The sequence below is a fragment of the Staphylococcus sp. MSU001 genome, from assembly GCF_052976705.1.
Window position 1 is genome coordinate 65559 of record NZ_JBRIKK010000002.1, and the last position, 14564, is coordinate 80122.

Consider the following 14564-nt stretch of genomic DNA (forward strand, 5'->3'; position numbering starts at 1 on the left):
AATATGATGTATGTTGTTTATGAGTTATTTTGGGAATGAATATGAAAGAAGGACTCTAATGAATATTGAAGCACTATATTTTCAAAAGTACTTTTATTTTAAACATTTAAATCAATCAAGTTCAGAACACAGGGTGACATATTGGGTAAAGTTAAGTCGCGACATTGAGTTACATAGATTAATGTATGCATTATTAGATGTCGTTCAAAATCAACCTGTGTTGCGCACACAGTTTGTGACAGATGATTTTAATCAACTCAAGATAAATTTAAGAGATTTTTTTCCATTTATTGAAATTCAAGAAGTTAATGAAATGTCGCAAAGCATAGATTTAGAAGCATTCTTTACACGTAATTTAAATTCCTACCATTTCAATCAATTACCTCTGTTTAATTTTAAGATTTATCAATTTCTAGATGAAGCCTATCTACTTTTAGATTTCCACGCTACTATTTTTAATGAAAGTCAATTAACTCCATTTTTGCAACAATTAAATATCGCTTATACCCACTCTTTAAAAAGTGAATATAGTATCTCGGATTTTTATAATTGGATCAAAGAAATGAACCAAAAGATGGATCAAAATCAAGCTGAGTGTCCATCAAAGCACTTCAACGTATTGAATGCAGGCGGTGATAATTACGCTTACATACCTGTTAAGAATACATGTGAAAAGAAAAAAATGTGTTCTTTGCATACAGAACTACCATCTTTAGACATTGATGTGTGGATTGTAAGTATTTACTTAGCGCATCATTTTATAAGTCAGTCTTCTGATGTGACGTTAGGCATCCATTTTTCGACAGATAATAAAAATACTGAGAATATGATGGTTTTAAACACAGACATTGCCCCACTTAATTTAAGTATTAGTCAAAGTGACGCCGTAAAAGATATGGTGGATGAGTGTTCCGCACTACTTGAAGAGCTTCAAATGTGTGGTGCGTCTTTTGTTGTTCAACCTAAAGCAGTACAAACAGATGTAGAAACGATGATTCATATTGAAAAAGTACAAGAACAATTTGAGCTTAATCATATATGTCATCATATACATCGTCTATACAATGAAGCATCATCATTAGCGGATTTAGAGTTTTATCCTCATGTACAGGGTGGTTTTGATATAGTTTATAATGACAACGTTTATGATGATTTAACTGTACATACGTTAGTCAAATTAATTAATGGGATTTATATGCAAATTACACAAAATCCATCATTATTAATTAAAGATATAAAACTCAGTGATCAATCAGATTTAGCTAAATATAACGACATCAATTTTCAAAACAATGACATCAATTATAGTGAGGTCACTTATAAAACCGTGGTTGAAAGATTCGAACGTCAAGTGCACCAACATCCAGATAGTATTGCGTTGCAATATGAACAACAATCGATGACATATCATCAATTAAATCAATGTGCGAATCTTTTAGCATATAAATTGCGTTTAAATAATCAGATTGAACCTAATGATATGGTGGCGTTAATAGCAGAACGCAGCTTAGAGATGATTATTGGAATGTTAGGCATCTTGAAAGCTGGTGCAGGCTATATACCAATTGATCCAGATTATCCTGAAGAAAGAATGAAATATATTGTTGAGGACGCAAAACCTAAAGCGATTTTAACATATCGTACATCATTTCAATCAGATTTACCTCAAATTGATATAGAATTTATAGTTGGTTCAAGAGAACAAGAGATTGATAACCCGAGAGGCATTAATTGTTCAGAAGATATCGCTTATGTCATCTATACATCAGGAACGACTGGTAAACCTAAAGGGACACTGGTGCCACATAGAGGTATTGATCGCTTAGTACACAATCCAAATTATGTCGAATTAAACGAAAATACAGCCGTCTTATTATCAGGAACAGTAGCTTTTGATGCAGCAACCTTTGAAATATATGGTCCATTATTGAATGGTGGACGGTTAGTCATTACATCTAAAGATACATTGTTAAATCCTCAATTGTTAGATCAAGCTATTACTGAAAATAAAGTCAACACGATGTGGTTAACGTCATCTTTATTTAATCAAATTGCCAGCGAACGTATCGAAGCATTAGAATCTTTAACTTATTTGCTTATCGGTGGGGAAGTGTTAAATGCTAAGTGGGTTCACTTATTAAATTCACGTGAGTGTCATCCTCAAATAATCAATGGTTATGGACCGACAGAGAATACAACATTTACTACAACTTTTGCGATTCCACAAGAGATGCCTTCACGTATACCTATTGGTTTACCTATTAGTGGAACGACAGTTTATGTCATGCAAGGTGAACGTATTTGTGGTGTAGGTGTTCCAGGTGAATTGTGCATTGCTGGTGCAGGTTTAGCAAAAGGTTATTTAAATCAACCTAAACTTACTGCTGAACGTTTTATTCAGTCACCTTTTAATAATGAAATGCTTTATCGTAGCGGTGATTTAGTTCGTCTTCAAGAAGATGGCAATATTGATTATATTAGTCGTATCGATAAGCAAGTTAAAATACGTGGATTTAGAATAGAATTATCAGAAATTGAAAAAGCATTAGAAGCTATACGTGATATTAATAAAGCTGTAGTCATCGTTCGGGAACAAGACCAAGATAAACAAATAGTGGCATATTATGAAGCATCGCAATTAAAATCAACAGGTCAATTAAAAGATATTTTAAGTGGAACATTACCTGAATATATGATACCTGTGCATTTTATGAAGGTGGATCGTATACCTATCACGATGAATGGGAAATTAGATGTGCGTGCATTACCTGAAATTAATCTAAAGAATAATAGAAATTATGTAGAACCTCGTAACGATATTGAACGCACTGTTTGCCGTATTTTCGAAGAGATTTTACATATTGATCAGGTAGGTATTAAAGATAATTTCTTTGAACTAGGTGGACACTCTCTTAGAGCAACATTAGTTGTAAACAGTATTGAAGAAAGGTTGAAAAAACGTCTTAAAGTAGGTGATTTAATGAAATCTCCTACTGTAGAGCAACTAGGACAACAAATTGAAGAACTGCAAAATGATGTCTATGATGTGATTCCCAAAGCAAATGAATCGGATCAATATGATTTAAGTGCGTCTCAAAAAAGTATGTATCTATTATGGAAGGTCAATCCTAAAGACACAGTGTATAACATTCCATTCTTATGGAGATTATCTTCTGAACTCAATGTTATGCAATTGCAACGTGCATTATCTAAGTTAATTGAACGTCATGAAATATTACGAACACAATATGTAATTGATGACAATGAAGTTAAACAACGTATTGCAACACATGTTTTACCTGATTTTGAAGAGGTAACGACATCTCTAACGAACGAGCAAGATATTATTCAATCATTTATGGAACCGTTTGATTTAGAACAACCAAGTCAGATGCGAGTTAAATATATACATGGATCACAACAAGATTATTTATTTATGGATACTCATCATAGTATTAATGATGGTATGAGTAACACGATTTTACTATCTGATTTGAACGCTTTATATCAAGATAAATCATTACCTGAACTTAAGCTTCAGTATAAAGATTATAGTGAGTGGATGGTGCATAGAGATTTATCTAAACAACGTCGCTTTTGGTTACAACAATTTGAAAATCAGGTTCCAATATTAAACATGCCTACGGATTATCCTAGACCAAGTATTAAAACAACCAACGGTAATATGTTGTCATTTCATTACAATCGTCAAATCAAACAGCAATTGAAATCTTATATAGAACAACATCAAGTGACAGACTTTATGTTCTTTGCTAGTGCAATCATGGTATTATTGCACAAATATACACGTCAGGACGATATCGCTATTGGTAGTGTAATCAGTGCGCGTACGCATCGCGATACTGAAAATATGTTAGGTATGTTTGCTAATACACTTGTATATCGTGGTCGACCACATGATCAAAAGACATGGGATCAATTGATGGCTGAGATGAAAGAGATGTGTCTAGGGGCATATGAACATCAAGAATATCCTTTTGAAAGCTTAGTCAATGATCTTGTTGATGAAAGAGATGCTTCACATAATCCGTTATTTGATGTGATGCTCGTACTTCAAAATAATGAAACAAATCATGCGAATTTTGGACATAGTCAACTGACACATATTCCACCTCAGTCAACAACAGCTAAATTTGATATGTCATTTATTATTGAAGAAGATCAAGATGGCTATGTTGTTAATATTGAATATAATACAGATTTATATAAACAAGAGACCATTCATCATATTGCTGAACAACTTCAAATGATTATTAAACATGTAATATCTACCGAAAACCTAAAAATTCAAGATATTGATGAAAATGATGACTTATTAATTTGGTTGGACAAGTATGTGAATGATTGTTCTTTAGACTTGCCAAAAAATAAGTCAATACAGCAACTTTTACATGATGTCATGAAAGCGAAAGCAGATGATGTAGCACTTAAAATGAATGGACAATCGATGACGTATCAAGAACTTGATGATTATTCTAATAGTATAGCTCAAACATTGATACATAATGGCATTCAAAAATGGGAACGTGTAGCCCTTTTAACTGAACGAAGTTTTGAAATGGTTGCTAGTATGATTGCTGTATTAAAAGTTGGAGGTTCTTATGTACCTATTGACGTCACTTATCCCGATAAACGGATTGAATTTATTATTAAAGACGCTGAAGTCGCAGCAGTTGTCACATATGGAAAAACAATATCCTCACATATACCAGTAATTAAAATCGAAGATATTGATAACACTGAAAATAATAAAAGGTTAAATATTGAATATGCAGGGAATTTGGAAGATGATTTGTATCATATTTATACATCTGGAACAACAGGAAAGCCTAAAGCAGTATCAGTGAAACAACGTAATATATTAAATTTAGTGTGTGCTTGGACAAAAAGACTCAATTTATCCGATGATGAAGTCTATCTGCAGTACGCTAATTATGTGTTCGATGCTTCGGCAACTGATTTCTACTGTAGTTTATTAAATGGATATCCACTTGTCATTGCAACATCAGTTGAGCGGACCAATACAGATTTATTAGAAAAGTTAATTTCACAAGAAAATATCACCATCGCATCTATTCCACTACAGGTATATAATGTGATGCATCATTTTTACATTCCTAAAGTAATTACAGGAGGTGCGACAAGTACGCCAGCATTTGTGCAGCATATCTCTAAGCATTGTGATATGTATGTTAATGCATATGGTCCTTCTGAAAATACGGTTATCGCATCTTGTTGGATATACAAAAAAGGTGACGCCATACCATCGACTATTCCGATTGGGAAACCGTTAGCTAATGTTGATATTTTTATTATGTCAGGCGGTAAACTATGTGGCGTTGGTATTCCAGGTGAATTATGTATTGCAGGAGAAAGTTTAACTTCAGGATATTTAAACAGACCCGAACTATCGGCGGAAAAATTTATTGAAAACCCGTTTGGTCCAGGACAACTTTATCGAAGTGGTGATTTAGCACGATTGATGCCAGATGGACAAATTGAATTTCTTGGTAGAATAGACAAGCAAGTTAAAGTATATGGCTATCGCATTGAACTAGGTGAAATTGAAAATATCATTAATTCAGTGGATACTGTGACAGATAGCGTTGTTATTTTAGCTAAACAAAGTGATCGTGAAGTGCTACATGCTTATTATGTTGGAAGTCAAGAAGACGAAAATCATATTTCACAACATTTAAATCAATATTTGCCTAAATACATGATTCCTAAGACATTAACAGCTATTAGCGAAATACCATTAACAGGAAATGATAAGGTGGATGAGTCAAAATTACCTGTACCTAATGTACACAAAAATAAATTTGCTGCACCACGTAATAATATCGAACGAGAAATAGCACAAATCGTTAGCGGAGTGTTGGACGTATCATCTATGAGTATAGATGATGACTTCTTTGAAATGGGTGGTACATCACTAGATGCAATGGTGGTAGTATCAAAACTAAAATCAAATGGCATACACATTACAATGCAAGATGTATATCAATTTAAAACTGTTCGTTATATAGCTAATCACACAGAAACACGCCAAGCACTACCAGAAGTAGTATTACCAGATCATCTACCACAATTACAATCATTAGTTGAACGACGATATCAACTAAAACCACAAAACCTAGCGCAATCATCTTTAGGTCATGTATTGCTAACTGGTGCAACGGGGTTCCTAGGCGCATATTTAATTGATGAAATGCAAGATAATGCTGATCAAATTACATGTATTGTCAGAGGTCATGATATCAATCAAGCTAAGACTAACTTGGAAAATAATTTAAATTGTTATTTTGATATGTCTCATGTGGATAAATTAATGAAGCATATTGATATTGTTTTAGCTGATTTATCAGAACTTGATCACCTCATTATCGATTCAGCCATTGATACAATTATTCATGCCGGAGCACGTACAGATCATTTTGGTGATGATGAAACATTTTTTGATGTAAATGTAAGAAGTACACAATCATTAATTGATTTAGCTAAGGATAAAAAAGCGAAATTAATCTATATATCAACGATAAGTGTAGGTACGGTGTTTAAAGCACATCAAGACGATATTTCATTTTCTGAAAAAGATCTATATAAAGGCCAGTTATTTACATCACCATACACTAAAAGTAAGTTTTATAGCGAGATTAAAGTGTTAGAAGCGGTTAATGAAGGTCTAGCAGCTCAGATTATAAGATTAGGAAATCTGACAAGTGCTTCTACCGGACCATTAAATATGAAAAATTTAACAACTAATCGTTTTAGTATTGTCATGCATGATTTATTAAAAATGCCGTTTATAGGAGAAAGTATATCGAAAGCTAAAGTTGAATTTTCATTTATAGATGTCACAGCGCGCCATATTATTAAATTAGCAAGATCCAATGCAATACCTATTATTTATCATGTATACGCACCACGTTCAATAACTATGAAACAAGTAATTGACAATGCCAAAGGGTCAGAAATGACTGTAGTAAGTGATAGTGAGTTTGAACAGAAATTACATGAATTAGGTATGCATGAATTGATTGGTCTTAATAGTAATGGAGATAATCAAATTTCAGGTGTGACAGATTCAAATATGACTCAAACAGTAATGAAAGAATTACAAGGTGAATGGCCACATCTTTCTTACCAATGGTTGCAACAATGGTACCACTTATTGTTTGAAAAATTTGATGCCAACTAGAGGTGAATCATGTATTTGTATATTACTAAGATGACAGAAACTTTAGAGGAAGTAGAATTGCTTTTGAATAGAAGTTCTCGTCAGTTGAAAAAGCCAGAACGAATGCACTATAAATTTTTAAAGGATCGACTTATGCACCAATTAGGTGATGTATTGATTCAGTATGCTATTGAACAATGTGCTGGATTAACTCCTAAAGAATGGGGGTATCACATCACAACTATGGGTAAAGTTGAGATACGAACTTCTTGTCATATATACGTGAGTCTTTCGTATAGTTATCCTTATCTCGTTTGTATAATAGATAATCAGCCTATTGGTATTGATATCGAAGAAATGAAAGACTTAGATTATAAATATTTGGCGAAGAATTTTACAACAAATGAATTTAACCAAGTGACTACACTTAAAGATTTTTATGAAATTTGGACTAAGAAAGAAAGTTATACAAAACTCATTGGTGAGGGATTAGTGAATGGTTTAGACCGCTATGATGTGACACAAAATTTAAGATTTTTAAAAAAACAGGTCCAATTTACCTCAGTGGATTATTTTAAAATGCTCATTCAAATATGTCATATGAGTAAACATAGTTTGAACTTTGAAGTGGTGCCGCTCACACAATTATTATAATGGTGTAAATTTATAAAAGACGCTTAAGCGATATGAAAATCGTTTGAGTGTCTTTTTAAACTTTAAAGGTTGTTCGATTGACTAATTGCTATCGAGATAGTGCATATGTGTGTATTTAAAAGTTTAAATTTAAGTACATATTTTATTGTTGTTTATATAGTTGTAAAAAGAAATTAATAATAGATTAATATTCATTGTGTAAAATTGGTGTTGTTCTCATAAATTGTTAAATTATTCAGCTAAGAGAGAGGAGTTTATTGATGAAAGCCTGGATTCAAAGAATTTTAGAAATTATCCCGCGCGAAATTATTAATCTTTTCATTTAAGTCACGGTTATAAATGATATAAAAAAGATAGAGGTGCTTTAAACATGAAAAATAAAAAGAATTCATATAGCATTCGAAAGTTAAGTGTTGGTGCGTCTTCAATCATTGTTGCATCGATGTTATTTATTGGCGGAGGCTCAGTACATGCTGCTGAATCCAATCAACTTGAAAATCAAGAACAATCAGAAGTAAGTGCATCACATTCTATTGAGCTGCAACACAAAGATCAAGAAATTCAACAACCTGAGAATAAAGATAATAAAAATTACCATTCAGAAACAATTGATAAAAATCCAACAATACATAACAATGACTACTCATATCATGAGACACCTAGTACTGACGTTAAATCTAATGAAAGCAAACAAATTGATAATCAATCCAATCAACCTCAGACATCCATGACAAAGAATGATCAACAAAATCCTAAAAAAGTTGCGGAACATACAACGAAAGGTATAAATGCAAAAAAAGAAGAAACTAGAAAAAATGAAAATGCAAAAAGCCTAGTACAACCCCAACAAGATGATAAAACAACATCTGAACAAACAAAAATGAAAGAATCACGTGAACAAGATATTACAAACGAGCAAAAGCAGTTACAAAGTAAAGATGTAAAAAATGTTCAACAGGAAAATCAAAATATAGACCAAGAAAAATCTCAAGAAAAAATTAACCTCCAACAATCGAGCATCGAAAAGGCTCAAAAATCTTCAAGAATAGATGGAAAATTAGATCATCAATACAATAAAGATGCAACGCAATCGAATGAGGATACTGCATCTGAGAACGTTTTAGAGCAACATATAACAGCAAAAGATGAAGGTGTTACTCGAAATAATCGTGGAGATGAACGTTTAAATCAAGAAAAGTCAACAACATCATCAGATAAAGAACTTAAAGTGGATGACATAGACAAAGATCTTTCCACAAAAGAATCTCCTGAAAATGAAAAAGATGATTCTAGAAAAGGGATCAAAGCACTCACTAAAAATTCTCAGGCAACAACAAGAAATACTGCGACAACAGAGGCATCCAAAGAATTAAAGGATCAAACAAATAAAGTAGCATCACAAAAAGAATATAAAAATCACGATCCTATTATTCTTGTACATGGATTTAATGGTTATGCATCAGGAACTGGTCCCATTACTGGAAAAGGTAATTATTGGGGTGGTGACCGTCTCAAAATTATTCAAGATTATAGAGCTAAAGGTTATAACGTGATGGAAGCAAGTGTAAGTGCATTTGGCAGTAATTATGATAGAGCTGTAGAATTGTACTATTACATTAAAGGTGGACGCGTAGACTATGGTGCGGCACATGCTGCAAAATATGGACACGAGCGTTACGGAAAAACATACGCCGGTGCTTATAAAGATTGGAAGCCTGGTCAAAAAATTCATCTCATTGGCCATAGTATGGGTGGTCAAACAATTCGTTATCTTGAAGAGTTATTACGTCATGGTAGTCCAGAAGAGGTAGAATACCAAAAACAACATGGTGGTGACATTTCTCCGTTATATAAAGGTGGGCAAGATAATATGATATCGTCTATTACTACTATTGCCACACCACATAATGGCACCCATGCTGCAGATTTATTAGGTAATGAAGAAATTATTAGACAAGTAGCATATGACTATGCAAGGTCAAAAGGTAATAAATTATCTCATGTTGATGTTGGTTTAAGTCAATGGGGACTTAAAAAAAGAGAAGACGAAACATTAGTTCAATATATTCAACGTGTGAAACAAAGTAAATTATGGACAACAAAAGATAATGGATTCTATGATTTAACTACTGAGGGTACAGATATCTTAAATCAAAAAACATCTTTAAACCCCAATATTGTTTACAAAACATATCAGGGTGAATCTACAAGACCAGGTCCAAATGGTACTCAAAAAGCAGATGTCAATATGAACATAGGCTATACATTAACTGCAAATACGATTGGTAAAGTAAAAGACAAAGCGTGGAGAGAAAATGATGGACTTGTGTCTGTCATCTCTGGGCAATATCCATTGAACCAAGCGCATACGTCTGCGACAGATCAAGTTCAAAAAGGAGTATGGCAAGTGACACCAGTTAAACATAATTGGGACCATGGTGACTTCGTTGGTACAGATACATCAGAAGTTCGTATCTCTAAAGAAGAATTAGAAGATTTCTGGGACAACATGTTTGAAGATATGGTACGTAATGAAAAAGTGACAGATAAACAATAATTAAATAAAGAAAAATCAAAGGCACCTTATCTGGTCGATAGAAATTGTGAGCGGATAGGGTGTTTTATTTATATATGTATTTCTAGAATCAATGATTATATTTAAATTGCTATGATTAGTGAAGTTATTGATATAGATAATTTAAGCAATATGATGATATTTATTTATACTTGACTTGAATATCAAATCATAACCATTCATAAGTAAATGTTAATAAAATTATGTTGAAACGCTTTCATATAGGCATTATAATTAGTCTAGCTATAGAAAAAGGAATGATACGAATGAAAGCAAATAAGTATTTAATCTTTATTTTGGGAGCACTTGGTGGCTTATTATATGGTTATGATAATGGTGTGATTTCCGGTGCTTTATTATTTATACATAAAGACATACCTCTCAATAGTACAACTGAGGGTATCGTTGTGTCTTCAATGTTAATTGGCGCAATAGTCGGTGCAGGAAGCAGTGGCCCACTTGCCGATAAATTAGGTCGTCGACGTCTAGTAATGCTCATCGCTATTGTATTTATTATTGGGGCACTGATTCTTGCTGCATCAACCAATTTAGCATTATTAATTATTGGACGTTTAATTATTGGTTTAGCAGTGGGTGGTTCGATGTCTACAGTACCTGTTTATTTAAGTGAAATGGCGCCGACAGAATATCGTGGTTCACTAGGTTCACTTAATCAACTAATGATTACAATTGGTATTTTAGCAGCATATTTAGTCAACTATGCATTTGCGGATATTGAGGGTTGGCGTTGGATGCTTGGATTAGCAGTTGTTCCATCGGTTATTTTACTCGTGGGTATTTATTTTATGCCTGAGAGTCCAAGATGGTTACTTGAAAATAGAAACGAAGAAGCTGCTCGTCAAGTGATGAAAATTACCTATGACGATAGCGAAATTGATAAAGAACTTAAAGAAATGAAAGAAATTAACGCTATCTCTGAATCAACATGGACAGTCATTAAATCACCATGGTTAGGTAGAATATTAATTGTAGGTTGTATATTTGCTATTTTCCAACAATTTATTGGTATCAATGCGGTCATTTTCTATTCATCTTCAATCTTTGCTAAGGCTGGACTGGGTGAAGCGGCGTCTATATTAGGTTCAGTTGGTATAGGAACTATTAATGTTCTTGTAACAATAGTTGCCATTTTTGTAGTAGATAAGATTGATCGTAAAAAATTACTTGTTGGTGGTAATATTGGTATGATTGCCTCATTATTAATTATGGCAATCTTAATTTGGACAATTGGAATCGCTTCATCAGCGTGGATTATTATTGTTTGTTTATCATTATTTATCGTATTCTTCGGGATTTCTTGGGGACCTGTTCTATGGGTTATGCTACCTGAATTATTCCCGATGCGCGCACGTGGCGCTGCTACTGGTATTTCAGCGCTTGTGCTAAATATCGGAACGCTTATCGTGTCATTATTCTTCCCAATATTAAGTGATGCATTAAGTACAGAATGGGTATTCTTAATTTTTGCGTTCATAGGCGTGTTAGCGATGATGTTCGTAATTAAATTCTTACCAGAAACACGCGGACGTAGTTTAGAAGAAATAGAATATGAATTACGTGAGCGTACAGGAGCAAGAACTGAATAATTACAATGAGAAGTACTTCAAATTTTCAATGTATAGTTGAAAATTTGGAGTATTTTTTAGTTCAAATATTTTTGTAGGAATGTCAACGTTTAGTACACTTGATAATAAGTACAAGAATAAAAGTAATAATATATGAACGTTGGAGGTTGAAAATATGAAAAGTGCCCAAGCACTTGAACAGATTTTAACATCGTTAGACGGTCAAAAGTACGGTGCGTATAAGCAAATAAAAGACCTATACGAATTTAATTTATTTAAACTACGTATTGACCATATTCAAGCTGATCCATTTGCGCCACCATCTAAGATGAGTGTCGTTATAGATCGCCAACAAGCAAAATTTCCTGATTCTTTATTAAATTCTGAACTGAAACAACGGGCTGTGAGTGATTACTTAACGCGCGTGTTTCATAAGCAGATTCAATCAATAGTAGCCCAAGATAAAAAAGTAAGTAAAATTCAAATTGATAGTTGTGGCCAAGAAATCTTAGAGCGTACCGCAGTAGTAATTAAGAATCATCAAATTGAGGCACGTATTGAAGTTGGATTACCAGCACGAGGACGTACCATATTAGGTAGAATAGCAAGACATACATTTATTAATGTATTGCCCCAAATAGTAGAAAATGCCTTATGTTATCGCAACATTAATGGTTCACAATTGCAACAACAAGTTGAATTAATGATGGATCAAGAGGAGATTAGACAACAGTTAGTAAAACGTGACCTTGTTGCATTTGTAGCAAATGGTGCTATTTTACCAAGAAAAAGTGGTGTTTCAGATCTACCTATGAATAACGCTATTGAATTTAAAAGTCCCAAACAATATGAGATTGTAATGAAACTATCGAGTGGCAAAGTTATTAAGGGTATGGGCATTCCCAAAGGCATTACATTAATAGTTGGAGGCGGTTATCATGGTAAATCAACATTACTTGAAGCGTTAGAACGAGGTGTATATAATCATATTGCCGGTGATGGTAGAGAATATGTGATTACAAATCAAGATGCAATGAAAATTCGTGCTGAAGACGGAAGAAGTATTCAAAATGTTAATATCCAGCCATTTATTGATCATTTGCCAGGTGAAAAAGATACTACACATTTTTCAACTGAAAATGCGAGTGGTAGTACGTCTCAAGCTGCAAATGTCATGGAAGCTTTAGAATCACAAGCGTCATTGTTACTCATTGATGAAGATACATCTGCAACGAATTTCATGATTCGTGATGGTCGTATGCAACGTTTAATTGCTCCCGAAAAAGAGCCGATTACACCCTTTTCTAATAAGGTAAAAGCATTATATGACGACCATAACGTGTCGACTATTCTAATCGTTGGAGGTTCGGGAGATTATTTTGATGTGGCAGATCAAGTATTGATGATGGATGAATATGTGTTGAAAGATGTTACGCAACATGCTAAAGACATTGCGCAGTCAGACGGTTATCAAAGAAAGGTTTCTTCTCACAATCAGTTCGGTCACATTCCATCAAGAATTCCGTTGAGAGCGAGTTTTAATCAAAAAGGGAAACGTGATCGCTTTAAAGCTAAAGGATTGAATGTAGTAACGTATGGTAAGGAAACTATTCATATTTCTGGCTTAGAGCAACTTGTCGATGACAGTCAAACACAAGGTTTAGCGATGATGTTAAGTTATGTAAAAAATGAATTGCTAGATGACAAAAGTACGATTGTAGAATTGACCAATTGTTTGTATCAACGGATTGAGAAACACGGATTAGATGTTATATCAAATCATCATGGTCATCCTGGTCATTTAGCGCTACCTAGAAAGCAGGAGTTTATTGCGACACTTAATCGATATCGTAGTTTAAAAATAAAGCAAAGGGAATAAATATATGCCCATTTTAAATATTTATTATAAAAGTATCTCAGAGTTTGCGTCGATGTGTTGAACTTTGAGACTGAAAATAAAGGGGAGTATGAAGATGAAGTCTTCAGTTCGATTGTTGAATCACATCATAAAGATAATGAATTTACAACAATCATTAATTATAAGAGATGAACAATGGAATCAGTCTTATGAGGCATACAATTTTAATATTAATGACTACGTATTTAAAAGTAGGTTAGCTAAAAAAACAACAAAGAAAAAAGGATATTTTTTATCGCTTTGGGAAAAAGATAAAACAAAGAAAAATCGTGCATTTGACTACGAATCATTTCCTGGGAAATTAATTGTACACGTGATAGATGATTCTCAAGTAGGTCAGTTTATTTTTCCAAAACATGTACTTTTTCATAAAGGTATTTTAAGACATCATGAATCTAAAGGGAAAATGGCTTTTCGAGTGTATCCTACTTGGGAGAAAGATTTAAATCGTGTCGCTCAAAAGACACAAGCGTGGCAAAAACAATACTTTATAGATATGTCTCAAACAATTGATGTACCAAGTATTAAACGTGCTTATTTTAATGAAGATTGATTATAAAATCAAAAGCTGTGCGCAAACAGATATGTGTAAATATTACTGTTTTATTAGTAGACTTGATTACATAACTG

Annotated in this window: 6 protein-coding genes; all 6 read left to right on the top strand. The window is 33.3% G+C overall.

The features are described from left to right. Positions 1-58 precede the first annotated feature (58 nt). Positions 59-7222 carry an aureusimine non-ribosomal peptide synthetase AusA gene (gene ausA / locus ACVBFA_RS01560; RefSeq protein ID WP_447158765.1) on the top strand — a complete coding sequence of 2388 codons (7164 nt, stop codon included), beginning with the start codon at positions 59-61 and terminating at the stop codon, positions 7220-7222. A gap of 9 nt (positions 7223-7231) precedes the next feature. After that, positions 7232-7855: an aureusimine biosynthesis 4'-phosphopantetheinyl transferase AusB gene (gene ausB, locus ACVBFA_RS01565; RefSeq protein WP_162160634.1), complete on the top strand. Its 624-nt coding sequence runs from the start codon at positions 7232-7234 to the stop codon at positions 7853-7855. Between the two features lie 370 nt (positions 7856-8225). After that, positions 8226-10412: a YSIRK-targeted triacylglycerol lipase gene (gene lip / locus ACVBFA_RS01570; RefSeq protein ID WP_237638906.1), complete on the top strand. Its 2187-nt coding sequence runs from the start codon at positions 8226-8228 to the stop codon at positions 10410-10412. A gap of 284 nt (positions 10413-10696) precedes the next feature. Then, a complete protein-coding gene (gene glcP / locus ACVBFA_RS01575; protein ID WP_070592611.1) occupies positions 10697-12037 on the top strand; it encodes a glucose transporter GlcP in 1341 nt (446 codons plus the stop codon). A gap of 154 nt (positions 12038-12191) precedes the next feature. Further along, positions 12192-13895 (top strand): ABC-ATPase domain-containing protein, encoded by a 1704-nt coding sequence (locus tag ACVBFA_RS01580; RefSeq protein WP_126122199.1) that lies wholly within the window; start codon positions 12192-12194, stop codon positions 13893-13895. A 94-nt stretch (positions 13896-13989) separates the two neighbouring features. Next, the gene (locus ACVBFA_RS01585) at positions 13990-14487 is read left to right on the top strand and encodes a MepB family protein (protein WP_002458085.1); all 498 of its coding nucleotides are present in this window, start codon (positions 13990-13992) and stop codon (positions 14485-14487) included. The last annotated feature ends 77 nt before the right edge of the window (positions 14488-14564 follow it).

Coding starts and splice junctions, on each gene's coding strand:
- ACVBFA_RS01580 (WP_126122199.1), top strand. CDS start 12,192: ATGAAAAGTGCCCAAGCACTTGAACAGATTTTAACATCGTTAGACGGT.
- lip (WP_237638906.1), top strand. CDS start 8,226: ATGAAAAATAAAAAGAATTCATATAGCATTCGAAAGTTAAGTGTTGGT.
- ausA (WP_447158765.1), top strand. CDS start 59: ATGAATATTGAAGCACTATATTTTCAAAAGTACTTTTATTTTAAACAT.
- ACVBFA_RS01585 (WP_002458085.1), top strand. CDS start 13,990: ATGAAGTCTTCAGTTCGATTGTTGAATCACATCATAAAGATAATGAAT.
- glcP (WP_070592611.1), top strand. CDS start 10,697: ATGAAAGCAAATAAGTATTTAATCTTTATTTTGGGAGCACTTGGTGGC.
- ausB (WP_162160634.1), top strand. CDS start 7,232: ATGTATTTGTATATTACTAAGATGACAGAAACTTTAGAGGAAGTAGAA.